The organism is Paenibacillus sp. FSL F4-0100, from assembly GCF_037993005.1.
In the GTDB taxonomy this organism is placed as follows: domain Bacteria; phylum Bacillota; class Bacilli; order Paenibacillales; family Paenibacillaceae; genus Paenibacillus_AQ.
Genome location: NZ_CP150303.1, coordinates 7628554 through 7652079, shown reverse-complemented (window position 1 = coordinate 7652079; position 23526 = coordinate 7628554). Strand labels below are relative to the sequence as shown.

General features: G+C 50.2%; 22 protein-coding genes. 16 read left to right on the top strand and 6 right to left on the bottom strand.

Annotated elements, in window-relative coordinates; all coding sequences use genetic code 11:
• The first annotated feature begins 132 nt into the window (after positions 1-132).
• The 6 genes from MHH48_RS34665 to MHH48_RS34640 all read left to right on the top strand — a co-directional run bounded on the left by MHH48_RS34665 (position 133) and on the right by MHH48_RS34640 (position 8759).
• On the top strand, positions 133-1701 hold the full coding sequence (locus MHH48_RS34665; RefSeq protein WP_076326263.1) for a peptidoglycan DD-metalloendopeptidase family protein: 1569 nt from the start codon (positions 133-135) through the stop codon (positions 1699-1701).
• 1620 nt (positions 1702-3321) lie between these two features.
• Complete coding sequence (gene yycF, locus MHH48_RS34660; protein WP_076326591.1) at positions 3322-4053, top strand: response regulator YycF; 732 nt, start codon at positions 3322-3324, stop codon at positions 4051-4053.
• Positions 4053-5882, top strand: a complete 1830-nt coding sequence (gene walK, locus MHH48_RS34655) for a cell wall metabolism sensor histidine kinase WalK (protein ID WP_076326592.1) — start codon at positions 4053-4055, stop codon at positions 5880-5882. The genes yycF and walK overlap by 1 nt, the downstream gene beginning before the upstream one ends.
• The gene (gene yycH, locus MHH48_RS34650) at positions 5879-7159 is read left to right on the top strand and encodes a two-component system activity regulator YycH (RefSeq protein ID WP_076326593.1); all 1281 of its coding nucleotides are present in this window, start codon (positions 5879-5881) and stop codon (positions 7157-7159) included. The genes walK and yycH overlap by 4 nt, the downstream gene beginning before the upstream one ends.
• Before the next feature lie 39 nt (positions 7160-7198).
• Positions 7199-7948: a two-component system regulatory protein YycI gene (gene yycI / locus MHH48_RS34645; protein WP_076326594.1), complete on the top strand. Its 750-nt coding sequence runs from the start codon at positions 7199-7201 to the stop codon at positions 7946-7948.
• Positions 7949-7955: 7 nt separating this feature from the next.
• On the top strand, positions 7956-8759 hold the full coding sequence (locus MHH48_RS34640) for an MBL fold metallo-hydrolase (RefSeq protein ID WP_071219359.1): 804 nt from the start codon (positions 7956-7958) through the stop codon (positions 8757-8759).
• 166 nt (positions 8760-8925) lie between these two features.
• On the opposite strand, the gene MHH48_RS34635 is transcribed toward MHH48_RS34640, so the two are convergent.
• Positions 8926-9189: an alpha/beta-type small acid-soluble spore protein gene (locus tag MHH48_RS34635; RefSeq protein WP_256720877.1), complete on the bottom strand. Its 264-nt coding sequence runs from the start codon at positions 9187-9189 to the stop codon at positions 8926-8928.
• Positions 9190-9427: 238 nt separating this feature from the next.
• On the bottom strand, positions 9428-10183 hold the full coding sequence (locus MHH48_RS34630) for an AraC family transcriptional regulator (RefSeq protein WP_076326596.1): 756 nt from the start codon (positions 10181-10183) through the stop codon (positions 9428-9430).
• A 278-nt stretch (positions 10184-10461) separates the two neighbouring features.
• Here MHH48_RS34630 and MHH48_RS34625 point away from each other — a divergent pair, with 278 nt between their 5' ends.
• The 7 genes from MHH48_RS34625 (at position 10462) to MHH48_RS34595 (ending at position 18849) form a co-directional block, all read left to right on the top strand.
• Positions 10462-11784 (top strand): sugar ABC transporter substrate-binding protein, encoded by a 1323-nt coding sequence (locus MHH48_RS34625; protein WP_256720878.1) that lies wholly within the window; start codon positions 10462-10464, stop codon positions 11782-11784.
• A gap of 95 nt (positions 11785-11879) precedes the next feature.
• Positions 11880-12761: a sugar ABC transporter permease gene (locus tag MHH48_RS34620; RefSeq protein ID WP_083659872.1), complete on the top strand. Its 882-nt coding sequence runs from the start codon at positions 11880-11882 to the stop codon at positions 12759-12761.
• Complete coding sequence (locus tag MHH48_RS34615) at positions 12758-13591, top strand: carbohydrate ABC transporter permease (protein ID WP_076326598.1); 834 nt, start codon at positions 12758-12760, stop codon at positions 13589-13591. The genes MHH48_RS34620 and MHH48_RS34615 overlap by 4 nt, the downstream gene beginning before the upstream one ends.
• A gap of 31 nt (positions 13592-13622) precedes the next feature.
• A complete protein-coding gene (locus tag MHH48_RS34610; protein WP_076326599.1) occupies positions 13623-14570 on the top strand; it encodes a nucleoside hydrolase in 948 nt (315 codons plus the stop codon).
• A gap of 1087 nt (positions 14571-15657) precedes the next feature.
• A complete protein-coding gene (locus MHH48_RS34605; protein ID WP_076326600.1) occupies positions 15658-17025 on the top strand; it encodes a trypsin-like peptidase domain-containing protein in 1368 nt (455 codons plus the stop codon).
• A gap of 415 nt (positions 17026-17440) precedes the next feature.
• A complete protein-coding gene (locus tag MHH48_RS34600) occupies positions 17441-17608 on the top strand; it encodes a CxxH/CxxC protein (RefSeq protein WP_006207301.1) in 168 nt (55 codons plus the stop codon).
• Between the two features lie 188 nt (positions 17609-17796).
• Positions 17797-18849, top strand: a complete 1053-nt coding sequence (locus MHH48_RS34595; protein ID WP_076326601.1) for a GTPase — start codon at positions 17797-17799, stop codon at positions 18847-18849.
• 103 nt (positions 18850-18952) lie between these two features.
• On the opposite strand, the gene MHH48_RS34590 is transcribed toward MHH48_RS34595, so the two are convergent.
• From MHH48_RS34590 to MHH48_RS34580, 3 genes are all read right to left on the bottom strand, one after another.
• Positions 18953-19246 (bottom strand): hypothetical protein, encoded by a 294-nt coding sequence (locus MHH48_RS34590; RefSeq protein ID WP_076326602.1) that lies wholly within the window; start codon positions 19244-19246, stop codon positions 18953-18955.
• Positions 19247-19354: 108 nt separating this feature from the next.
• Entirely contained in the window at positions 19355-19807 is a 453-nt protein-coding gene (locus tag MHH48_RS34585) for a HEAT repeat domain-containing protein (protein ID WP_076326603.1), read from the bottom strand.
• A 41-nt stretch (positions 19808-19848) separates the two neighbouring features.
• Positions 19849-20025, bottom strand: a complete 177-nt coding sequence (locus tag MHH48_RS34580) for a DUF3934 family protein (RefSeq protein WP_076326604.1) — start codon at positions 20023-20025, stop codon at positions 19849-19851.
• A 266-nt stretch (positions 20026-20291) separates the two neighbouring features.
• Between MHH48_RS34580 and MHH48_RS34575 the strand changes: the two genes are divergently transcribed.
• From MHH48_RS34575 to rlmH, 3 genes are all read left to right on the top strand, one after another.
• Positions 20292-20870: a TetR/AcrR family transcriptional regulator gene (locus tag MHH48_RS34575; RefSeq protein WP_076326611.1), complete on the top strand. Its 579-nt coding sequence runs from the start codon at positions 20292-20294 to the stop codon at positions 20868-20870.
• Between the two features lie 76 nt (positions 20871-20946).
• Complete coding sequence (locus MHH48_RS34570; RefSeq protein WP_256720879.1) at positions 20947-22071, top strand: cytochrome P450; 1125 nt, start codon at positions 20947-20949, stop codon at positions 22069-22071.
• A gap of 263 nt (positions 22072-22334) precedes the next feature.
• Positions 22335-22814: a 23S rRNA (pseudouridine(1915)-N(3))-methyltransferase RlmH gene (gene rlmH / locus MHH48_RS34565; protein ID WP_076326606.1), complete on the top strand. Its 480-nt coding sequence runs from the start codon at positions 22335-22337 to the stop codon at positions 22812-22814.
• A gap of 266 nt (positions 22815-23080) precedes the next feature.
• On the opposite strand, the gene MHH48_RS34560 is transcribed toward rlmH, so the two are convergent.
• Positions 23081-23404, bottom strand: a complete 324-nt coding sequence (locus tag MHH48_RS34560; protein WP_083659874.1) for an NIPSNAP family protein — start codon at positions 23402-23404, stop codon at positions 23081-23083.
• Positions 23405-23526: the final 122 nt, after the last annotated feature.

Below are 23526 nucleotides of genomic sequence, written 5' to 3'. Positions count from 1 at the left end.
TGTTAAAGTATACGAAGATCGAAAAGGTTAAAATTTTGATACCTTTTGACAGGTTGTGTCACATTCAATGCTAAGTCAGCATGTTCAGATGAATGGATTCTTACATATGAACAAGGCTTAAAGGAGAGAGACATGAAAGGTTCTAAGGGGAAACGGTGGATAGACAGCCTCTTGCGCAAGCAAGCAGCCGATCATTCTGCCCACAACAACAACTCGAATCGTGAGCCCTCGGAGCCGTCAAATCCACAAAAACGGGGATGGACCTCACCGCGCAGGTGGATTTGGATTTCGGCAGGGGCAATGCTCATAGCAGGATCGATATATACGGGCGGAAAAGCGTATGTGAACGCGAATACGGTTCCGTTCTATCATGTGTATGTAGATGGAAAAGCAATCGGTACCATTCAAGATGATGCCCAGCTTGACCAGCTGCTCAAAGAGAAGCAGAAGGAGTATCAGGAGGAGTATCCTGATGTACTTATGGTGCTTCATACCGACGGCATTACAACAAAGGCCGATCGTTCCTTTAAACCCGAGGTGAACAGCGAGGAGACACTCCATAAGCTGGATAACATGCTGAAGGCATATGCCCGCGGCGTGGAGCTGAAGGTGAACGGCAAGACTGTGGCGATCGTAAAGGATCAACAGACGGCCAAGGTCGCCGTTGAAGCGGCTAAGCTGAAGTTCGCTCCAGCGGCTGCCCAGAAGGAGAAGACGCAGAGGGTTGCTTTCACGAAAACGTCCGCATCGGCATCGGGCAAGAAGAGCGATGACGGAAGCGGGCTCAAGTCCGTGGATATCAAGGAGAAGATCTCGCTTGCTAACACGAAGGCCGACCCGAACAAGGTGCTGGACGTGGAAGAAGCGGTCAAGGTGCTGACCGGCACGAAGGACAAGCCGGTGGTGTACACGGTGAAAGAGGGGGATACGATCTCCTCAATTGCACAGCATTTCGGTATGAAGTCTGCGGACGTCATGGCGCTGAATCCCGGACTGGAGGAGAAATATGTTCAGATCGGGGCCGAGTTGCAGGTAACGAAGCCGGAAGCGCCGCTGACGGTAAGAACGGTGGAGACGGTGTCGTTGAAGCAGCCGAGCAAACCGGAAACGATTGTCCGCAAGAGCAGCGAGCTTCCACTTGGGAAACGAAAGGTCGTTCGGCCCGGACGGGATGGCGTCAAAATGGTGGATTATATCGTGACCAAAGAGAATGGCGAGGTTGTCTCCAAGGAATGGACAGGCCAACAAGTGGTTCAGGAATCGTTGCCGGAAGTCGTGTATAAAGGCACCAAGGTAGCACCTAAGAAAAAAGCGGTGACAGTGAGCCGAAAGTCCGATGGCAGCATGTTCGCATGGCCGGTCAGCGGGGCACGCATTACGAGTGCCTACGGTCATCGCTGGGGAAGAAGCCATGAGGGTGTCGATATGGTTGGCGGAAGCACGATTATGGCAGCCGCTTCGGGAACCGTGGTCTTCGCTGGTCAGCAGAGCGGTTACGGCAATGTCGTCATTGTCGATCATGGCAATGGATACCGCACCCTATATGGGCATATGAGCAGGATTTCCGTGAGCAGCGGACAATCCGTTGGACAAGGCTCCAAGCTGGGCGTCATGGGCAATACGGGCCGTTCTACTGGAACTCATCTCCATTTCGAAGTGCAAAAAAATGGAGTTGCCCAAAATCCGATGAATTATCTGTAGTTCTGTGTTATACTAGGTAAACCAATGCGACATAAGCCATTATTGGTTCATATATCATAATAGTGAAGATGGCCGCTCCTTAACGGGGGCGGCCATCTTTGCGTCTTGCCAGTCGGAGTGGGGATGTGGGGCAGAACGGGAAATATCTTTTCAGCCGCTGTTGTCCGCCCTTTGTCTGAATTGAATTTTATGAGGGGACAAAGGACTCCCAAAGGCGTCTTCCAAGATATTTTCCCTTATCTGTCGAATCCATCCCCGTGCCTTCCTGCTAAGCTGCGAAGCTGGTGGCCGCTCCCTAAATCGAGCGGCCGTAGGGAGGCGGTGTGGGCGGGGCAGAACGGGAAATGTCTTTCCGGCCGCTGTTGTCCGCCCTTTGTCTGAATTGAATTTTATGAGGGGACAAAGGACTCCCAAAGGCGTTCCAAGATATTTTCCCTTATCTGTCGAATCCATCCCCGTGCCTTCCGGCTAAGCTGCGAAGCTGGTGGCCGCTCCCTAAATCGAGCGGCCGTAGGGAGACGGTGTGGGTGGGACAGAACGGGAAATATCTTTCCGGCCGCTGTTGTCCGCCCTTTGTCTGAATTGAATTTTATGAGGGGACAAAGGGCTCCCAAAGGCGTCTTCCAAGATATTTTCCCTTATCTGTCGAATCCATCCCCGTGCCTTCCTGCTAAGCTGCGAAGCTGGTGGCCGCTCCCTAAATCGAGCGGCCGTAGGGAGGCGGTGTGGGTGGGACAGAACGGGAAAGTGTCTGCAGTGGGGGCGCAAGTGGTGTCCCGCGATAAGAATTATTCTCTTTTGTAGGCGTAGACTAGGAGATTAACCAACGATAGTATCACCACTGCAATAAACATCATAAAGGAAACAGCGTCGCCGCTGGTTCCTAATTCATCTGCAAGGTAACCTATTTGATAGGTCAGATGAGCCGATACTGCCAAACTAATAAGGGTAATTATTGCGATTGTAAAGCCATTGATTATTTTATGGCGATTCCGAAAAATCATGATGAACAATGAGATGATCAGAATGAGGATAAACAGAATATATATGGGTCTAAAATGAGTAACTATATTTGTACTTTCCATCCATATAACCCCTTCCTATATTTATAAATTGAGCACTCATTCTTAACTTAAATAAAACGGATGAAATTCCCTTAAAAATAGCAGTTCCATCATAATCCAGAAAAGTTATGAATTTCAACTATCGAGACGGTTTTACAAGAGCACGATCTTCATCATTTTAATCCGCGCACTCATAAAGCGAAGGGAGTCCTCTTCTCTTACGCCTGATCTGTTATTCATTCAAGATTATCATTAAAGTAGCCGCCCCCTGAATCAGGTGAGCTGTTAGGAGCTGTGGGTGTGTAGCGGCGGCAGGTGTGGTAAAATGGGAGGAAGACCGTTTAAGTGGTGAGTTCAAAAAGTCAAACTTTCAGCACCGAGAAGGTTGGATGAAGCTAGCGATTGAGCAGCGGAGCGTACGTTTTGGGTACGTGAGCAACGGAAAGCCCGGCTGAATTCAAGATTCGATGTCGAGTGGGCTACTGGTGCTGCTTCGTGATCAAAGGGGGGCTTTTTGAACATCCACTTTAAGTGAAGGTATGAGGTGAACAGGACAATGCAGGGAACCATTCTGGTGGTGGATGACGAACAACCCATCGCCGATATTTTAAAGTTTAACTTGGAAAAAGAGGGCTATGAGGTCATCTGCGCTTTTGATGGCATTAGCGCGGTAGAGATTGCACTCACGAAGCGGCCGGATTTAATGCTGCTTGATTTGATGCTGCCCGGAAAAGACGGAATGGATGTGTGCCGCGAGGTACGTGCCGCGAACCTGCAGATCCCGATTATCATGCTGACGGCGAAGGACGGGGAGATCGACAAGGTGCTCGGACTTGAGCTTGGCGCGGATGATTACGTGACGAAGCCGTTCAGCACCAGAGAAATACTGGCACGCGTGAAGGCGCATCTGCGCCGTCAGCAGAAGCCGGACAACTCAGCGGATAACACAGGCGACACAAGTGCAGGCGGACAAGGCCTGCGGCTGTTTGAGCTGTTTATTGATACCGATATGTACATGGTATACAAAAGCGGGGAAGCGCTTGATCTGACGCACCGCGAATATGAATTGGTGTATTATTTGGCCCGTAATGCCGGCAAAGTGATGACTCGTGAACATTTGCTGCAGGCGGTATGGGGTTTTGAATACTTTGGCGATGTGCGGACTGTGGATGTTACCATTCGCCGACTTCGCGAGAAGATTGAAGAGAATCCGAGCAAGCCGGAATATATCCTGACTCGGCGCGGACTAGGCTACCTGATGCGCAGCGCTAAAAACGGAGGCCTGTAATGAAGTGGTTGTCCTTCTTCCGCACCATTCAGGCGAAGGTCATCATCATCTATGTTCTTCTCATTCTGATCGCGATGCAGCTGATCGGGGTGTATTTTGTTAGTGCGATGAAGAACTCGCTGACCAGCAACTTCACGAAGGATTTGCAGGAGCGCGCAGAGCTGATGTCGGTTCTGGCAGCCAAAACTCTTGGTGGCGAGAATGATACGGAGGAGGACCCGTATGAGAGCCTGCGTGTCATGGTGAACAATTTGTTCAATCTGAACGGAGCCGAGATCCAGGTGCTGGATCCCACCGGGCGGGTACTGACGACCTCGCTACCCTCCCACGCTGATTATGTGAACACCAAGAACACGCAGACGGTTGTCAGCCGGGCCTTGCAGGGAATACAGGATAATGAAGAGTATATCATCGATGATGATAATATCCGCAAAAAAGTGGTGGCCAAGCCCGTCATGTACAACGAGAAAATCGTCGGTGCGATTTATATCGTAGCCAGCATGAGCGAGTTGTACAGCACGATGCAGCGGATCAACAATATTTTTATATCGGGCATTCTCTTGGCCCTTGGTTTGACGGCGGTGCTTGGCGTAATCCTGTCACATACGATTACCCATCCGATCAAGGAGCTGACCAAGCATGCCCGGGCTGTCGCAGATGGCCGGTTTACTGAGAAAACGCCAGTGTTCGGCAGCGATGAGATCGGCCAGCTCAGCCAGGCGTTCAACTATATGACCAGCCGTCTGCGCGAAGCCCTCTCGCAGAACGAAGAAGAGAAAGAGAAGCTTGCTTCGATTCTGACCAATATGAGCGACGGTGTTATCGCAACCGATGAAGCGGGACGCGTCATTCTAATGAACCGGCGCGCCGGCGAAATGCTGGGCGTGGAGGGGGAAGAACTGGCAGGACACGATATCGTGTCCCTACTGGGTCTTGAGGAGTCCGAGTCGGAGGCGCTGGCGCTCAGCGAAGGTCATGATTCCAAACTGCTGGAGATTGTGCCGCACGAGGGCAGCGAACCGTTCATGATGCGTGTGACCTTTACTCCGATTCACCGGCGGGAGATCGGCATCACCGGTACGATTGCGGTCCTGCAAGACGTTACAGAGCAAGAAAAATTGGAAGCATCCCGGCGGGAGTTCGTGGCGAATGTATCCCATGAGCTGCGCACGCCGCTGACAACCATCAAGAGTTATACCGAGGCGCTCGAGGATGGGGCGCTGGAGGATAAACAGATGGGGCCGCGATTTGTCGGCGTCATTCAGAATGAGACCGGCCGGATGATCCGGCTGGTAACGGACCTGCTGCATCTGTCACGGCTTGATTCCAAGGAGGCTTCGCTGCATAAGGAGCCAACGGACATTGTGGAGATGCTGGAGGACGTAGAGGACCGTTTCTCTTTCCAAATGAAGCAAAAGCATATCCGTACCATTATTGAGGTGAAACCGGGCGTATCGACAGCTATGCTGGACCGGGATGGCATTGACCAGGTTCTCGACAACCTGATATCTAATGCTCTTAAATATACGCCAGACGGAGGCACAATCACCATGGATGCAAGCATTACGGAGGAAGGCATGCTGTCCTTATCGGTAAAGGATACCGGGATCGGCATTCCGAAGAAGGATCTTGACCGGATCTTCGAGCGCTTCTACCGGGTAGATAAGGCCCGGACGCGCAATTTAGGCGGAACGGGGCTCGGTCTATCCATTGCCCGGGAAATTGTCAGGGCACATGGAGGTTTTATTACGCTTCATTCCGAGCTGGAGAAAGGCACCACGGTGACCTTCACCTTGCCCCTGGATTATGAGGGGAGGGCGTTAACGTGAAGGAACGATTAAAGACCATTCTGTTGGTTGTGTTGGTCGTTGGCAGTTTGCTGCAGAGTTACGTTTTGATTTTCCGCTTTCCAGGCAGTGATTCGGTTGTGCAATCTAAGAACGCCTATATCCGAACCGAGGAAATGGGCCCGGAGGAAAAGGCTGAGAATCTGCTCTTTCCCGACAAGATGATTATTCATCTGGGCGAAGACCAACATACGGTGTTCTATCCGAATGATACTTTCTACAATCTCGTATATAACCGGCTTAAAGGCCGAACCTTTGATAATTTCCAGCGACGGATGGTCAGTAACATCGATTGGGCCAAGGTTCGCTCCGAGAATCGGGGCATTGAGCTGAGCTTTGATTCCGGCATTCCGGTTACCCTGCTCCAGAGAGTGATGCAGATCGTTCCGGATTCCCTGTTTGAAGGGGAGAGCATCAATAAAATATGGCTGTACAGCGTGGAAGGCGAAGCGAAGATTCATGTGATGTTTTTCAGTACGGAGGGCGATGTCGTTTATGAAGCTGCGCAGGCGGATTTGACCGTACAGGACGTGGATCAACTGGTGGACTTCGGGCTGAGCTGGACACCGTATAAGATGGTGAATGGCCGGTATTATACCCCGGAGAAGGAACTGAATATGGTCAGCATTGAACTGCCGATTGGCGAATATACGGTAGAGCAGATGCAGCGAAGTCTGTTCTTTGACCCTAGTATCACCCGCAACATCCGGGAAAAAGACGGGTCCGAGATTTATACGGACAGTAAGCGGAGCCTGCAGGTAGATCAGGGGCAGAAATGGATCAGTTATACCGATCCGGCTGCGCCGCCATCCGGTGAGAGCAGCCCCGGCAAGGACGTGCTGTCCGCCATCGATTTCGTGAATCAGCACGGGGGCTGGAATGGCACGTACAGGCTAGCTAAGGCGGGTGAATCCGAGGATCGGACACTGGTCAAATTCCAGCAGTACTATGGCGGATACCCGATCCTGAATACACCAGGCTTTCAGTATGGCGTCATGGAATTGGATTTACAGCAGGGAACAGTCACCTCGTATGAGCGCTCGCTCTTATATCTTGAGTCTGCTGCCTTGAAGAAGCAGATGGTGAAGCTGACAGGGGGCGAGGCCTTGGAAGCGAAGCTGAAGCCTTATATCGAGGAGAAAAATATGGTTATGGGTCTGGATCCTGCTTATTTACCGGTGCTGACGGGAGAAGGGCTGCTGCTAAAGCCTGTATGGGCCTTGGAGCTCCAGAACGGGTCAGTTATCACACTCGAATAAATGTTGAAAATGGAAATTGAATCACAAGGAGGGATGATCATGGATTGGGGCCGTGCCAAAAATGTATTGATTTACGCGTTTTTGCTGCTGAATCTGGTGCTGGGCTATCAGCTCTGGATGGATTACCGCGAGCAGGTCGGCTCCAATCTGGATTTCACCTCGCTTTCCGAGAGCACCCAGCAGGTGATGGAGGAGAATGGGATTCAATTGCTGAGTCCGATTCCAACAGAAACGCCGCAGCTGCCCAAGATTAATTATATCTACAGCGCGGAAGCCCAGGGAGAGCCGGTAGGGCTGGAGCAGCCGGTGGATACCAAGCTGATTTATGCCGATGAGAAGGAATTGCGGAATGCGCTGGAAGGCAAGATCGCGGATCTTGGGAACTATCGCCATGATGAGCCATCGGATAAGGAGAACGTCTTCGTATTCCGACCGTTGGTGCAGAAGGAATGGCCGCTGTTTAATGTGGAATTGGAGTTTATCCATGAAACCCAGAAGATCCATGCGTTTCGCGTACCCGTGTTTGAGATTCTGCCAAGCAGCGATATGGTGGAGCAGAAGGTTCTGCCCGCATCGAAGGCATTGGAGACACTTATTGAACGTAATTTCATCCCGCCTGATTCGGCGGTAAGGGACATTCAGCTTGGCTATTATGGACAGTTGTTTAATACGGAGGATCAGTTAGCAGCACCAACCTGGCGGTTTACATTGGATCATGGCGAGATGATCTATGTACAAGGCATCAGCGGGGACGTGCTGACGCCAAAAAGCGATACGACAAAGGAGTAACAAGACTATGGGGATTTCATTTTCCGTGCTGTCGAGCGGCTCAACGGGCAATGCGACCATTGTCCGCAATGAGGATACGACACTGCTGATTGATGCGGGCTTAAGTGCACGGCGCATCGATGAGCTGTTGAAGGAACGCGAAATGATGGGAGAAGAAATCGACGGGATTCTGGTCACGCATGAGCATTCGGATCATATTCGTGGGCTTGGCGCGGTGGCGCGCAAATACAATCTGCCGATCTATGCGAATGAGAAGACGTGGGAAGCGATGAGCAAGTCGCTGGGCAAGATTGCGGAAGAGAACCGGATTGTGCTGGAGAGTCATGAGGTCAAGGATTTTGGCACGCTTCGGGTGGAGCCGTTTGAAATATCCCATGACGCTGCGGCACCGGTCGGTTATTGCTTCTATGACGGCGACGAGAAGCTGGGCGTCGCTACGGACCTCGGTTATGTCAGTGATAAGGTGAAGAAAGCGCTGGATGGATCGGATGTCCTGGTCCTGGAAGCCAATCACGATATTGAGATGCTCCGGATGGGACGCTATCCGTGGAATACCAAACGCCGGATTCTCGGCGACATGGGGCATTTATCGAATAATTCGGCAGGCGATGCCTTAAGCGAGCTGTTGACGGGAGATACCAAACGTACATATCTTGCTCATCTCAGCCTCGATCACAACATGATGGAGCTGGCGAGAATGACCGTACGCGATACGATGGAGGACCGCGGCTGCTTCTTTAAGGATAGCGAGTTTAAATTGTGCGATACGTACTATGACCGTCCGACCCCTTGGGATAAGGTAGGAGAATAGTTTAGGCAACGACAGGTTTACCATAGAAGAATTCATTTTCGAAGCCATTGTATATTAGTTATCATTATATAGGCATAACAAAAACAGCCCCACCGTCATAGGGATCTATGATATGGAGCTGTTTTTGCTGTTTAAGGATACCGTATTCCAAGAAACAAGGCTCGTTCTAACGCTTGCTGAGACTCTCTTGCGCCATACGAACCATCTCCCGGACCATGGAACCGCCAATCGCACCGCCGACTTTACCGGCCTGCTCGGTGGTCAGATCTCTGTTGTCGCCCGGCTTCAGCGGAACACCAAGTGACTTGGCCACCTCATATTTGACGTCCTGCTGTCTCTGCGGGTCTACTTGATAGCCTTCCTCCCGCATGACGTTGGTCATGAACTGCTGCATTTCGGGACTCCGGCGCCGCCTTGATCTTCTAGCCATTCCATAACCCCTCCTTACAGTATGGTTTCCCCTTCATAACATTCCCTGCAGGTCACCTACAGATGAATGGATAACCTAACCAGTTCAACTATGGGAAGAGCTGAAGAGAATGGGACTGTGGCAGAGGTAGCAAATTCTGCACACAGGATCAGAATCAGAGCATCCCTTGCGTTCAATATCTGACGAAATCTTACCTAACGTATAGACTAATTGAGGTATACCTCAGATGTACTTCGTATTAGAGGCTGGGTTGTTTGCGGAAGGCCATTGGAGTAACCCCGGTTTCCCGTTTGAATACAGCAGAGAACTGGGAGTCCTTGACGAACCCCGAATCGTTAGCCACTTGCGAGATGGTCATTTCCGTGTGCAGCAGCAGGGACTTGGCATGGTCCAGCCTTTTGCGCAGCAAATAGTGCTGAGGAGAGACGCCGGTTGTTTCCTTAAACAAATGGCGGAAACGCTCGTAACTGTACCCGGACATGTTGGCTAACGTTTCGCCGGAAATTTTTTGCTGAAAGTGCTCGTCCATATAATTGATGGCGTATTTAAGCCGTCCTTCATCCGGCTGGAGATGTTTGTTCAGACCTACCAGGCGCTGAATTTGCGTGGTCAACTCGCTGACGAGCAGATTGAGCATCTCATAATATCCCTCCTGCTGGGAGGTAAACTCATATTCCATCCTCAGAATCAGCTGCTGGATCGTATGTTTATCGTCATCCTCAATGACTTTGTTCAAATTGCGGATGACCTCTTCCTGTTCGCAGAGAAAGCCGATAAAGAGCAGCTCCGAATCGGAGGTATGCTTCTCATCGTGCAGGGTATGCGGAGAGACGAGGGCGAAGGTATGCGGTTTGAAGGTGAAATTGGTCGTTCCGATCCGCGTATTTCCGCTTCCGCCAAAGTAATAAACAAGTTCATAGCATTTATGCTGATGCAGCTGAATGTAGGTGTCTTTTTTATGGTGAGTATGGAAAAGAAACAGCAACCGGTTCATAATTCCCCTCCTTGTGGCTAAATATTAGCCGATTATTATAAAAAGATGACCGAATTCGGGTGATATCCCGCTTGTTTTATTGTTATTATCCTATCAGTTAGTTCCTATTATGACAATTCGACAAGGCGTGTCATCTTATGCTTTAGGGGGACGTTTCTATTCTATTGTCGGTATTTTTGTTATTTTCGTTACAGGTTATGGGTTAGGAACCAACAAACTATAGAGAAAAACGGGGGAGTCGGCTTATCATGGTATTTTCTAAAAAGAGAAGTTTTACAATGTTAGCGGCATTACTCATGGTTTCACTATTGCTCTCCGCATGTTCCGGGTCTGGAGCTGGAAGCAGAACGGCTGGATCGGGGGAGACTTCGGGTTCGAAGACCCTGACGATTATGGCGGAAACCAGTTCCCATGCGGATGCGTTCAAGAGCATCATCCCTGACTTCGAGGAAAAGTACGGTGTGAAAGTGAATGTCGTGGAACTTCCTTACGACCAGTATCAACAACAGCTTAAATTAAAATTTGTATCCGAACAGGTCGATTTCGATTTGGCGTACATCCCGATCGGCTGGGTGCCTGAATTCCAACTGGCGAACTATATCGTTCCGATTGCCACGGAGCAGGCCAAACTGGACGAGCTGGAATTGGATGATTTTCCGGGAATCGACAACGCTTATTTCGGTGCGGACAAACAGCTGTATTTCCTTCCTTATATGAATGAAACGCACGGTATTCTGTATCGGACCGACCTGTTTGAAGATGCGGCCGAGAAGAAAGCGTTTCAGGACAAGTATGGCTATGAGCTTCAGCCGCCGCAGACGATGCAGCAGTACAAGGATATCGCGGCATTCTTCAACCGACCGGACGAGAACCTGTACGGTGTGACACTGATGGGCGAGAATAGCATTCTGTCCGGTTTTGCGTTCTATAACCGTCTGTTTAACTACGGCGGCGACTTATACGACGACAATTATAAACAGCAATTCAACAATGAAGCGGGTATCAAAGCGCTGAATGACTTCAAGGAATTGTTCCAGTATGCCTCTCCTGCGGCCAGACAGTATGGCTGGTCGGATGCTTCCTCCGAGTTCCTGCAAGGACGCAGCGCGATGGCGGAGATGGCCACTACGGTTGCGCAAATGGCGCAGGATCCGAATCAGTCCACTATTGCCGGGAAAGTCGGATTCACTGCAATTCCGGCAAATGATGACAACACCAGCGACATTAAACGTTTCTATCTGCCATACGGTTTTGTCATGACCAAGCATTCCGACAATCAGGAGGCTGCTTTCCAATGGATGGAGTTCGCAACCAGCCAAGAAATGATGGAGAAGGCAGCGCCGGTAGGAAACATTCCTGCCCGTACTTCGGCGCTTACCGGAAGTTTGGCTTCGGAATACAGCTTCTATGAGCCGCATGCGGACATCATGAATTCCTTCCGCTTGGAGACGCTGCCGCTCATTCCGGAAGGTTCGACGATTACAGGCGAAATTCTACCGAATGCCGTCGTGAAATATTTGTTCGGCGAACGAGCTGCCGAGGATGCCCTGAAAGAGGCGGAAACCGAATTCAATGAATTGATGAAATCGCGAGGATACTAAGGATCATACAGGAATGACAGCAGTTCGCTGCTAAGAGAAAGGAAGGGGCACCCTTCCTTTCTCTATATTCTCTAACGTAAGGCGGTTAATGAACAATGCCATCTCAACCACGTGAAAGACTATGGTTCGTTTTGCCGGGCATTCTGATCATCGTTCTGGTTCTGCTGATTCCGATTCTGGCAGCACTGGGACTCAGTTTTTTCTCCTACCCGCTACAGCGACCGGATTTGGGCATCCAATTTATTGGACTCAATAATTTCAAAAGGCTTCTGGCGGACACCACCTTCATGAATTCATTATGGAGAAGTGTCCAGTTCACGGTAGGTGCCGTTGCCGCGGAAATGATCGTGGGAACGATGCTGGCCCTGCTGCTGAAGGGTCATGTGTGGGGGAAGTCATTCTTCAAAGTTGCCTTTATGGTCCCTATGATGATGGTTCCGGTTGTTGTCGGGGTAGCCTGGAGGCTGTTCCTGCTTCCGGAATTTACGCCGCTAGGACCCATCTTTAAATTTCTGCATATTCCCTTCGATACATCGAAGCTGCTGACCGATCCGGGCTGGGCGATGTTCTCGGTCATTTTGGCGGACGTGTGGCAGTGGAGTCCGTTTGTCATGATTATGGTACTCGCTAACCTTCAAGGGATCCCGGACGATGTGTACGAGGCCGCCCAGATGGACGGGGCTTCCAGATGGAAGACCTTCTGGTCGATGACCCTGCCATTGGTTGCCCCGGCTTTGCTGTCCGTAGCCGTGCTGCGGGCGATGGACGCCGTCCGGACCTTCGACTTGGTCTACATTCTAACCAGTGGCGGACCGGGCACGGCAACCGAGCTGGTGTCGGTATACAACTATAAAATCGCATTTAGCCGCTATGACATGGGATATGCGTCGGCTGTCTCCACTGCCGTGATGATACTGCTGGCCGTGGTCATATTCGGCGCGCTTTATATGCTTAGCCGGGGAGGGAAGAAGCGATGAATAGCCGAAAACTGAAAGACCATCTGTTTACGGGATTCAAAACAGGGATACTTCTCCTGTTCTTCCTCTTCTTCATGCTGCCGATCGTATGGGTGGCGCTGACATCGATTAAACGCCCTGTTGACCAGATGGCCATTCCGCCGGTCTGGTTCCCGGAGCAGCCGGTCTTTGACAGTTACCTGACCCTGTTTCAGAATCCGGATTTTGTGACAAGCCTGGTGAACAGCCTGCTGATTTCCGGCATTGCCACGTTGATCACCGTGGTTATCGGTGCGATTGCGGCTTATTCGATTGAACGCTTCCGTACCGGGGGCCCGTTGCTGCCGAATCTGCTCTTGATGACGCGGATGATTCCGCCCGTTGTCGTGATTGTGCCGATCTTCCTGCTGGCTTACCGCGTAAATCTGCTGGATACGTATGTTCTTTTAATCATTACCTATTCTGCGCTGAATATGGCGCTAATCATATGGCTGCTCCGTTCCTTCTTCGCCCAGCTGCCCGTGGAGATGGAGGAGGCGGCGATGATTGACGGCTGTTCCCGCATCGGATTGTTCTTCCGCATCGTGCTGCCGGTGGTCATGCCGGGCATTGCGGCAGCGGGGCTGATCTGCTTCATCTTCTGCTGGAATGAGTTCCTGTTCGCGGTGACGCTGTCGGGCGCCCATACGAAGACGATGCCGGTTCTGACCAGCACCTTCGTGAGCGAACGCGGACTGGACCGGGGGCTGATGTCGGCCAGCGGCTTGATATCTAGCCTGCCTGTTATTGTACTAACGATTGTGTTCCAGCGCTATTTGGTGAGCGGTCTCACCCAGGGAAGTGTAAAGTAATATTTTTTCGTATGGAGAGAGGAAGAGTTCAATGAAAAAGGTAATTATTGACTGTGATCCGGGGATGGACGATTCCCTGGCCCTGATCTTGGCGATCAAATCCCCTGCCCTTCAGGTAGAGGCCGTTACGACGGTAGCCGGTAACTATCCGATCGATGTGACTAGCACGAATGCCCTGAAAGTCATGGAGCTGCTTGGGAAGATCGATATCCCTGTGGCTAAAGGCATGGGGAAACCGCTGGTGCGGGCACTGGCTTCCGATCCGTTCAGTCATGGTTCGGACGGACAAGCTGAATATCATCTGCCGGCGCCGAAGCTGGAGCTGTCAAGCCTGCATGGCGCTGACATGATTATAGAGATGGTCAAGAAGAATGAGGGAGATATTCATATTCTGGCGCTGGGTCCCCTGACCAATGTGGCGCTGGCCATGATGATTGCACCGGAGATCAAACCAATGATCAGCTCGATCACGGCGATTGCCGGTTCCTATGGTCTTAATAGATATGCAACAGCTAACGCTACCGGCGATAATCCGCAGAGTGAGTGGAATGTGTACGTGGATCCGGAAGCTGCAGAGATCGTATTTAACTCAGGCGTGCCGCTGTATGCCATCGGATTGGACGTTGCTACTCATTTTGACGTGAACTTTACGGAGAGTGAGCTTGCCGAGCTGAAGCAGTCTCAAAACCGCGAGGCGGATTTCCTGCATAACATGATTCAATTCGTGCTGGGACGCGGCTTTGAATCGTATTGCGTGCTCATCGATTCGATGGCTGTCGCCGCAGTAATCGAGCCTTCCTTGATTCAATACGTGAAGGGCAAGGTCGGGATCGAGACGAAGGGGGAATTAACCCTGGGCATGACGATTTTGGATACGCGCCATCACCATACTTGGGAACATTTGCCCGAGATCAATGTGGCCTATGAAGCGGACTACCGCCGTTTCTTACGAATGGTGATGGATACCGTGCTCGCTTAATTGCGGGGAGAGCCTATTATCTTGTCAGTAGTGGGCGCATAAGCTAGATTCATCTTCAACCAGAAACCCTACCATATGTGATAGGGTTTCTGGTCTTTTTAATAGGGAAACAAGATAAGCCGATCTTGTCTACAGGGGTCAAGCGGAGGGGAGCAGGAAGAATTTTTCCAAGGGGTGGCTTAGGAAGAATAAGTTGCGGGGAATCCAAATAGGAATGATGTGTGGGTCGCCGAAGTCCCCTTCAACGTTGTGTTCTGGACTGGATCGATTTGTCATGAGAGACTGACAATATTGCCATTTTCTTTACATAATTGTCCGGTATCCTGTTTAAGGGGGAAATGCGCGAATGAGGGTTGCAGGCTGTTAGGAATAGCGGATATGCCGGAAGAGAAGAGTTGGATTGAAGAAAATCCCTGCATAATGGAACCATTTGGTTGTCTGTACGTATACAAGGTTAATAGGTTCATTCGGGCAATTCGTTGTTATGAAATGAAGAATCTCTCATTGTACTGACTCTCAAAATTTCCATCAATTTGGCATTTGTTTTTATTAAAGAAAGCTGACGTGAACCTCTGTTCGTGTGGTACAATAGAAACCTAGAAGGTCTGAATGCTTCTGTTAAGCACTTGCATCGAATAAGTACCAGGGAGTTTGCATTTCTAAAATGCGGCCAGCCCAGGTTTTCCCATCTTTTTTTAGAAAAAACAGATGTTTTGCGCTTAAGTCGCCCTGTTTGTGGTAATAGAAGAATACAGGGTTTTTTTTGAACTGTTGGGTGGCAATACATACCTTTTTTGGAACTACATTTCAGGCTATGGATTGAAATATTCAATGTAAAGCCATATTTCGATAAAAGTTCAAGCAGAATGCTCAAAAATGCAACTTTTTTAGCCGCTGAAGAGTCTTTACAATAGAGAGATATTTAACAGGTGATACGCTGCCGATTTCATAGGAAACTAGATACACTCGGTACAGGGCAGGTTGTTATGACGACAAGATGATTTCATAGGTCAGTCGGTAATGGCGGAGGGTCTGAAGCTGGTAAAGTATCTTGACGCGTAGCAACCAAGGGGAGAGAGGGATCGCAATGGGATTATTTGACGATGATTTCTATTCAACTAAAATTTCCAGACGGAGCAAAAATACCAGCGAGGACCGACCTGAGCGAACGAAGTGGCGGACGACCCGCCGTAAAAAGGGTTTATCGACATTCCAGATTTCCGCGATCAGTTCGGTGTGCAGTGCTCTGATTGCGGTGATGCTGTTCAGCTTCATAACGGGCCATCCTGCAACCTCTTCACCGATTACCCTGATTAATGGCAGCCATCAGCTGTCCACGTCCGATGGGGATCCCTATGAACGGATTATTAGCGTTGCTCAGAAGGTGCGACCGGTTGTTGTCAGTGTGCTGACACATAAAGAGAGCGCGGTGCCTGAAGAGGTAGGCCCTGAGGGAGAAGGGTTGGAAGAGGATTTCGGTACCCTGCCAGAGGAAGAGGGAGACTTTGAGCTTCCGGAGGGATTCGACTTCGGTGAGGATTTTGATTTCGGAAATGATTTCGGCAGTTCACAGGAAGACACCCTGGGCTCTGGCGTTATCTTCAAGAAACTTGAAGGCAAAGCCTTCGTGATTACGAATAACCATGTGGTTCAAGGTGCCGTTTCCCTTGAGGTTGTGCTGGTAGGTGGCGAGAAGAAGAAGGCGACGTTGGTCGGAACAGACAAAGTTAGCGATATTGCTGTTCTGTCGATTGACAGTAAAGGCATCGGAGAGGTCGCAGAGTTTGGGGATTCCTCCAAGCTTCGACTCGGCGAAACGGTCATCGCTATCGGCAACCCGCTGGGCCTGGGCGACACGCTCACATCCGGGATTGTCAGCTACACGAATCGTGTGATACCGGTATCCCTGAACCAGGACGGCATCTACGATTGGGAGCAGGCGGTCATTCAGACCGACGCTGCCATTAATGAGGGGAATAGCGGGGGCGCTTTGGTGGATTTGAATGGTAAAGTTATCGGCATCAACACGATGAAAATTGCGGACACCGGCGTAGAAGGGCTTGGGTTTGCAATTCCTGTCAATGAAATTACGGAGGTTGTAACCGAGCTAATGCTGAAGGGGCATATTGCACGCCCTTATCTTGGCGTATACACCGTGGACTTGGGTAACCCGTATGCTCCACTAAGCAAGAAGGAGAAGGAGAACCTCAAGTTGCCGAAGACGGTAACCGAAGGCGTGGTCGTGCTGGATGCGCTTGGACCTGCGCTGGATGCCGGCCTGCAACTGAACGACGTGATCATCAAACTGGACGGCAAACCGATCACGACAACGCTGGAGCTGCGTAAGCATCTCTACCTTAACACGAAGGTGGGCAAAGACCTGGACGTGACCTTCTATCGTGACGGCAAGCTGCAGTCGCTGAAGGTGATGCTGGAAGAGAAGCCTGGAGAATAATGCAGGCTGGATTGGTTGACTTGGTTGGCCCAAGTCACTGCTGATTTTTTGGAGTAAATGTGCTTGTCCATTGTTTAATGCAGTAGGTTCATGGGTATATATTATGGTTAGCGTTGAATAATATCCAATATAGAGAGATTGAAAAAGGTTAGATACGAGCCGTGAAACGGCCGCGAAGAAGAGCGTGGATTACGCTCTTTTTTTGCTGTCTGCATCGAAATGATGGTGGGTATAAGGACTTTGGATGTGAAATCCATGGATAGATAGGAAGCTTTTGTGGATTGAAAAACGGCCGGGATGAGCAAATGGGTTAAAAACATTTCTTTTTCTCGTAGAGTGTGGTAGAACAGAAGAGTGGCTATACTGGTTTGAAGAAAAACACAACATGAGGCGAAAGATAGAAAGGATGCATAGAATGTACGTCGTATGCAAGGAACATGTGGAACTAGCGATCGAAAATTTCGTGGATGAATATGAGGATGCCCCGGATATTGTTGATCTGAAGGAGACCGAGTTTTCGGACTGGGACCCACCGGTGAAGTGCGCGGAGTGCGAGAAGCATGCTGAGTTTTTAGTTGTGTAACGTGAATATTTAAATTAAATAAATAATCCAAATGAGAAAGCGTGATGAATTCACGCTTTTTTTGTTTAAAGAGATGTTGAAGTGAATAGAAGAAACAAAGCTTCGATGGACAGTCCTCCGTAGTGTATGATGGATGTATAGATTACACGGAGGCGCGGGTAACCTAGCGTGAATGGAGACGATCAGAAATGGGTGACTACAGAAGATCATGGGAAGACGAGATCAGTCGGGCAGCCGATGAGGCCTATGAGAAGGAAATGGATGACATCAACCGACAGCTGAAGCAGGAAATTCTCATCGCTCTGATTGGTGATGTGAATACAGGCAAGTCCTCCACCATGAACCGGATCGTCGGTGAAGAGGTCGCTGGTGTCGGGGCAGAGCCTGGAGAAACGACGGAAATTAAACCGCATAAGTACAAGGAGCATATTTACTTCATGGATACACCCGGGTTGAATGATGTGAACACCGCGAACTCGGAGATCACCTTGAAATACTATAAACAAGCGGATATCGTTCTATTCTTCCTGAACGCTGCGGGTACGGTCTTCTCCGAGGCGGAGAAGAAGTCCTTCGAGAAGATTCAGGACGTGAACTCGAACATCTTGATCGTGCTGAACAAAATAGACGCTGCAGATGAAATCGACCGCCTGGTAGCACGGATTAAGAAGGAGACCGGTGGGCATTATGAGGTTGCGCCGGTATCTTCACGGACGGGAGAAAACATTGACCGGCTGCGGAGCAGCATTCTGGAGATGCTTAAAAAAAAGTCTAAAGACATTCTCTTTGCCAAAAGTATCAAGGAGAAGTCAGCGACTGCCAACGGATGGATCATCGGAGCCTCGATCTCGGCAGGAGCGGTAGGCGCATCACCCATTCCGGGGTCGGATATCATTCCGATTACCGGCATTCAGGTGAGTCTGCTCACCAGGCTTGCGGTACTGTACAATAGGCCGATCAGCAAGGAGACGGCGAAGGAGCTGGTCATTGCCACGATATTCGGGAATATCGGCAAGAGTATTTTTCGGCAGATTGTGAAGGTCTTCCCTGGAGCCGGGTCGGTCGCCGGAGCAACGGTAGCGGGTGCCACTACCCTGGCGCTGGGATATGCGGTAAAATACGCTTACGAGCACAACATCGAGATCAATACGGCGAATATTACGAAGCTCTACAAGAGGTTTAGGGAGAAGGCGGAGACGGAAACCGAATCGGAATCGGAATCCAAGTCCGAGTCGAAGTAAGGAAGACGATGTCGAATGCATTCCACATCTAACGGATGGAAATAGAAAAAGGGGCCAACGGCCCCTGATCATAGCTGCGCCATTGCAGCGACATTATCATGATTTACTTAATGGCCGCAGCGTGATCGGCTTTTGCCTGCTCCAGCATCGATTTCCAATCTGGGAAATCGGTTTCTCTTGAAACATGACGGTCAAACAGTTCATCCGGAATGTTATCGATATCTTCGTGCGTTTCCACTTGGAAGTTACCTTTTACCACAAAATCTCCAAAACTGCTGTGCGATGAATGTTTACGCATAAACGATTCATTGAACAGCTTTTCCAGAGAGATGTTATCCGGATCCTCCTGTACCGATTTCTGGCCTTGTAATTCCTTCAACAGATCATCAAACGACATGGGCTTTTGCTTTCTCAGAGTACCACTCCTATAACTAATATTTGTGTTCAGTATAACATAACCGGATTTCTCATATACAGAGTCAGCTCCGGAAGGCTTGACGCCTTGTTATCTTCTTAATAATGAAGACCAAGTCTGTTCCAGCCAGTGATCAAAGTCATCGCCCTTGTCACCTTCGTACGTATCGTAGATGTCGATTCTCATCTTTTTTAATTTCTCTTTGAAGTCTTCATACGTGTGGTCACGGGGAAGGCTTTTTTTAATGCGGAGCAACACCTTCGAAACGTCCTTCATCAGTTCGCCTTTGGGTCTTTCCGGCATCTGCACGTCCTCACCAAAGGCCAGGAGTTTACGATAGGCTGCCTCTCGCACTTGATAAACCGCATCCGTATTCAGTCTATGCAGCAAAATATCAATGGATTTCTGATTTTTCCAATTTCCCAACGCTTCCACCGCGTCTAACCGTTCTCTCCAATTGGCATTCCGGTTGGCGGAGCTTTTGAGCTCCTCGTAATTCTCGGGCATGTCCGTTATTAATTCTTGACTGTCCAATCTGTTCATCTCCTTCAATATGATGTATCAGGTCGATCTGTACCATATGTTCATTTCGGGGTACCTTTATGATTCTCGGCTTCCGATGTACCGTCTGCCTGCTTGGCCCCTTTACTGGTATAAGGTTTGGGTTTACTCTTCGCTCTTCTCGCACTTGCATCCCAGCGGCTCCAGCCCTTCTTGCCTGTGCCTCTGCCTGTTCCGCCCTTGCCCTTGGATTTACTCAACCCATCACTCCGTTACGGTATATTCTTGTCCCTATATGCTGATTGTTTACCAGCACTGTTGAAATATACACTGTATTAGGCCATATGTATAGGATACCACGGAAATCATCATAAGGATCGAATTATATGGAGATTGAGATTTCGGTATAAGTAGGGGCATGTCTTCGGTTGACTAATTTTTGCCAGCATGGTATCTTATTTTTGAACTGACCAGTCAGAATAAGAACGGTGATCTGAAATTTAGTTGTGAAAGGGCCGATTCGATTGTGAGCAAAGATAAAATTATCCAAGCAGCCATTGAAGTATTCTCCGAGAACGGATATCACCGCGCAAGCATGGACGAGATTGCCGCCCGCGCACAGGTTGCCAAGGGGACTCTGTACTATAACTTCCCGGGCAAATCCCAGCTCTTCAAGACGGTGGTGAAGCAGGGCTTCGAAGATATTATGCAGCGGACGGAGGCAGACCTGAATTCCTCCCTGCCAATGAAGGAGAAGATTGAGCGCACGATTCGCCATCATCTGGATCTGTTTCTCGAATCCCGCCATTTCTCGCACATCGTATTTAATGAGATTTCGAACGGCATCGAGCAGGATGTTCTGGACGAGTTGAAGGAGCTGAAACGGAAGTATTTAAGCTTCCTGGCAAGCATCATCGAGGAAGGTCAGTGCGAAGAGAACCTGTGCCGTGCCGTTGATCCTAATCTGGCCGCTGCCAGTATTGTCGGAACGCTGGAGAGCACATGTAATTATTACCTGAATCATCAGGATACGTATTCACGCGAGGATCTGGAGCGGTTTGCCTTCACGATGATTACCCAAGGCCTGTTTATATCGCTTGAATAAGCAAGGCCTTCTTTTTTTAAGTATGTATAACTGACCAGTCAGTTCAAATTAGCGATGGAAAGCGAAGGTGTTAAGCATGGAATGGAATAAGAACGGTTTACTTCCGCTGGAATGGTTCCGCCAGATGCGGACGGAATCTCCGGTGGAGGCAATTGAGGGTAATGGAGGCTGGAACGTTTATAAATACGTGGATGTTAAAGCCGTCTTCACGAATTACGAATTGTTCTCTTCTCAAGGGGCCTCTTCTTCCGATGACCCGATTGAATCCAGCATCCTGCGGCAGGATCCGCCGAAGCACCGTCAGCTGCGCAAGCTGGTATCCCATGCTTTTACGCCTCGTATCATAGAATCGCTTGCCCCCAAGATCCAGGAGATCACGACATCCCTGCTGGACGAAGCGGAGAAGAAGGGGAAGATGGATATCGTTGCCGATCTCGCAAGTCCGCTGCCGATCACGGTGATTGCCGAGATGCTCGGCGTATCGATGGAGGACCGGGAGCGATTTAAGGCGTGGTCGGACGCCCTGGTAGGTAACAATGGGGATGCTTATTATCAGTGTCAGCGTGAGATGAGCGAATACTTCTCCGAAATCGCGGAGAATCGCCGTCGTCATCCCCAGGACGATCTGATTACGAAACTGGTGGAGGCGCGTATCGACAATGAACATCTCACCGACCTGGAGATTATCGGGTTCTGTATTCTCCTTCTCGTAGCGGGTAATGAAACGACAACCAATCTGATCTCATCGGCGGTGCTTGCTTTTGATAGCCTGCCTGAGGTCCGTGCAGAGGTACTTGGAGATTCAACGCTGCTTCCAGGGGCAATCGAAGAAGTCTTCCGTTACTTCTCACCTGTTCAATTGATGTTCCGCAGCGTGAAGCAGGACACCGTGCTGCGCGGGCAGGAGCTGAAGCAGGGACAGTTCGTTTATATCTGGATGGCTTCGGCCAATCATGACGAGGATGTGTTCGAGCAGCCGGACGTATTCAACATCCACCGGAATCCGAACCCGCATCTGGGCCTCGGAAGCGGCATCCACTACTGTATGGGCTCACAGCTGGCGCGGATGGAGTCCCGGATTGCCCTCCAGACCCTGCTGGATCGTTACCCCGAATATCGCCGTGATCGCTCCGTAGAGCTGGAACGGATGGATAGCACGATGATGTTTGCGCTGAAGGAGCTGCCGGTCTTTTTAAAATAGACACGAAGAGAAGAGTCACTCTCAGAGAGCGGCTCTTTTTTTTCGATAATCGCTGTAAGTTGGTCAAACACAGTCGAACAAGCTTAGAAGTAAATGAGTTGGCAATCTCAAACTCTAATGCTCTGCTGGCTTTTGCGTTGACAAGGAAATACAGGGAGCTTGCTGTAGGAAGGCGGGGCGGGTCTGGGTATGTCCTTTAATTGGTGGCGGTACAATGTTAGAATGAACGACATAACAGCAGAGTTTAAGGAGCGAAAAACGCTATGAATATACAGATGGTATGCGTAGGCAAGTTGAAGGAGAAGTACCTGGTGCAGGGCATTGCGGAGTACAGTAAGCGTCTTGCGCCTTACGTGCGCTTGTCCGTGCACGAGGTGCCGGATGAGAAGGCCCCGGAGAACATGAGCGAAGCGGAGATGCGCCAAGTGCAGGAGAAGGAGGGCGTCGGTATTCTCAGCCACATCAAGCCGGACACGCACGTCATTGCTCTCGCGATCGGCGGCCAGCTGTGGTCCAGCGAGGACCTGGCGTCCCACATCGACAAGCTGGGGACGTACGGCACCAGCAACGTCGCCTTTGTCATTGGCGGCTCTAACGGCCTCTCCGAGGACGTACTGAAGCGCGCCCAAACGAAGCTCAGCTTCGGGCGGATGACCCTGCCGCACCAGCTGATGCGCCTGGTCCTGGTAGAGCAGATTTATCGGGCGGTGAAGATTAATCGGGGGGAACCATATCACAAGTGACGGCGAAACTTAAACCACTCCAAGCATCTCGTGTCAATCGTAAACACATGCGCGGCGATTTGTGAACAGGTATGCGGAGTGCGGGGAACCCTGGTCTTCATCGCCCGGTCGGAGCGAGCGGAACTTCATGAAGCGGAGCAAGCCGCGCAAGACGGTGATTAATCTAACAATTGCTGTCGAAAGGGAGCTTAAATGAAACGAAGCCCGGCGGCTAGCCTTTGCCGCTGGGCTTCGTTCAAATATATCCACTGCTAGGGCAAGCGACGTTAACGCCTAAAAAATTCGGCCCGTTTCATAAATATTTCCTCTATCTTCGCTATGATCGGACCGCTTTCCTCGGACTTGCGCTTCACCTCGACCCATTCCGGATCTTGCACAAACGTGCCCCACTTCAGCTGCCGATCTTCCATATTCTTGTATTCCATCACGTAATACAGCTTGGGATGCCCAGTCTGATCGATCCAGAAATCGGCCACTTTTATATCCAGCCGCTCGAAAATACCGAGCGTGTGCCGCTCGAATCGCTGCTGAATCGCATCCATTCTCCCTTCATGAATCGTATAAATGCGCAGCTCGTATAACATGTACATTCCCTCGCTTCCGTAATAAACGTATGGTTTGATCGTTGGGCTGTTTCCTGCCAGTTCACATGATTGGCGACTACACATGGCAACAGAGCAACCAGGTGGCACCCGGTAAGTTCAGGCCGTTA

Excerpts from the sequence above, each read along its gene's own strand:
- MHH48_RS34665 (WP_076326263.1), top strand. The coding sequence starts at position 133 with ATGAAAGGTTCTAAGGGGAAACGGTGGATAGACAGCCTCTTGCGCAAG.
- yycF (WP_076326591.1), top strand. The coding sequence starts at position 3,322 with ATGCAGGGAACCATTCTGGTGGTGGATGACGAACAACCCATCGCCGAT.
- walK (WP_076326592.1), top strand. The coding sequence starts at position 4,053 with ATGAAGTGGTTGTCCTTCTTCCGCACCATTCAGGCGAAGGTCATCATC.
- yycI (WP_076326594.1), top strand. The coding sequence starts at position 7,199 with ATGGATTGGGGCCGTGCCAAAAATGTATTGATTTACGCGTTTTTGCTG.
- MHH48_RS34640 (WP_071219359.1), top strand. The coding sequence starts at position 7,956 with ATGGGGATTTCATTTTCCGTGCTGTCGAGCGGCTCAACGGGCAATGCG.
- MHH48_RS34635 (WP_256720877.1), bottom strand. The coding sequence starts at position 9,189 with ATGGCTAGAAGATCAAGGCGGCGCCGGAGTCCCGAAATGCAGCAGTTC.
- MHH48_RS34630 (WP_076326596.1), bottom strand. The coding sequence starts at position 10,183 with ATGAACCGGTTGCTGTTTCTTTTCCATACTCACCATAAAAAAGACACC.
- MHH48_RS34625 (WP_256720878.1), top strand. The coding sequence starts at position 10,462 with ATGTTAGCGGCATTACTCATGGTTTCACTATTGCTCTCCGCATGTTCC.
- MHH48_RS34620 (WP_083659872.1), top strand. The coding sequence starts at position 11,880 with ATGCCATCTCAACCACGTGAAAGACTATGGTTCGTTTTGCCGGGCATT.
- MHH48_RS34615 (WP_076326598.1), top strand. The coding sequence starts at position 12,758 with ATGAATAGCCGAAAACTGAAAGACCATCTGTTTACGGGATTCAAAACA.
- MHH48_RS34610 (WP_076326599.1), top strand. The coding sequence starts at position 13,623 with ATGAAAAAGGTAATTATTGACTGTGATCCGGGGATGGACGATTCCCTG.
- MHH48_RS34605 (WP_076326600.1), top strand. The coding sequence starts at position 15,658 with ATGGGATTATTTGACGATGATTTCTATTCAACTAAAATTTCCAGACGG.
- MHH48_RS34600 (WP_006207301.1), top strand. The coding sequence starts at position 17,441 with ATGTACGTCGTATGCAAGGAACATGTGGAACTAGCGATCGAAAATTTC.
- MHH48_RS34595 (WP_076326601.1), top strand. The coding sequence starts at position 17,797 with ATGGGTGACTACAGAAGATCATGGGAAGACGAGATCAGTCGGGCAGCC.
- MHH48_RS34590 (WP_076326602.1), bottom strand. The coding sequence starts at position 19,246 with ATGTCGTTTGATGATCTGTTGAAGGAATTACAAGGCCAGAAATCGGTA.
- MHH48_RS34585 (WP_076326603.1), bottom strand. The coding sequence starts at position 19,807 with ATGAACAGATTGGACAGTCAAGAATTAATAACGGACATGCCCGAGAAT.
- MHH48_RS34570 (WP_256720879.1), top strand. The coding sequence starts at position 20,947 with ATGGAATGGAATAAGAACGGTTTACTTCCGCTGGAATGGTTCCGCCAG.
- rlmH (WP_076326606.1), top strand. The coding sequence starts at position 22,335 with ATGAATATACAGATGGTATGCGTAGGCAAGTTGAAGGAGAAGTACCTG.
- MHH48_RS34560 (WP_083659874.1), bottom strand. The coding sequence starts at position 23,404 with ATGTACATGTTATACGAGCTGCGCATTTATACGATTCATGAAGGGAGA.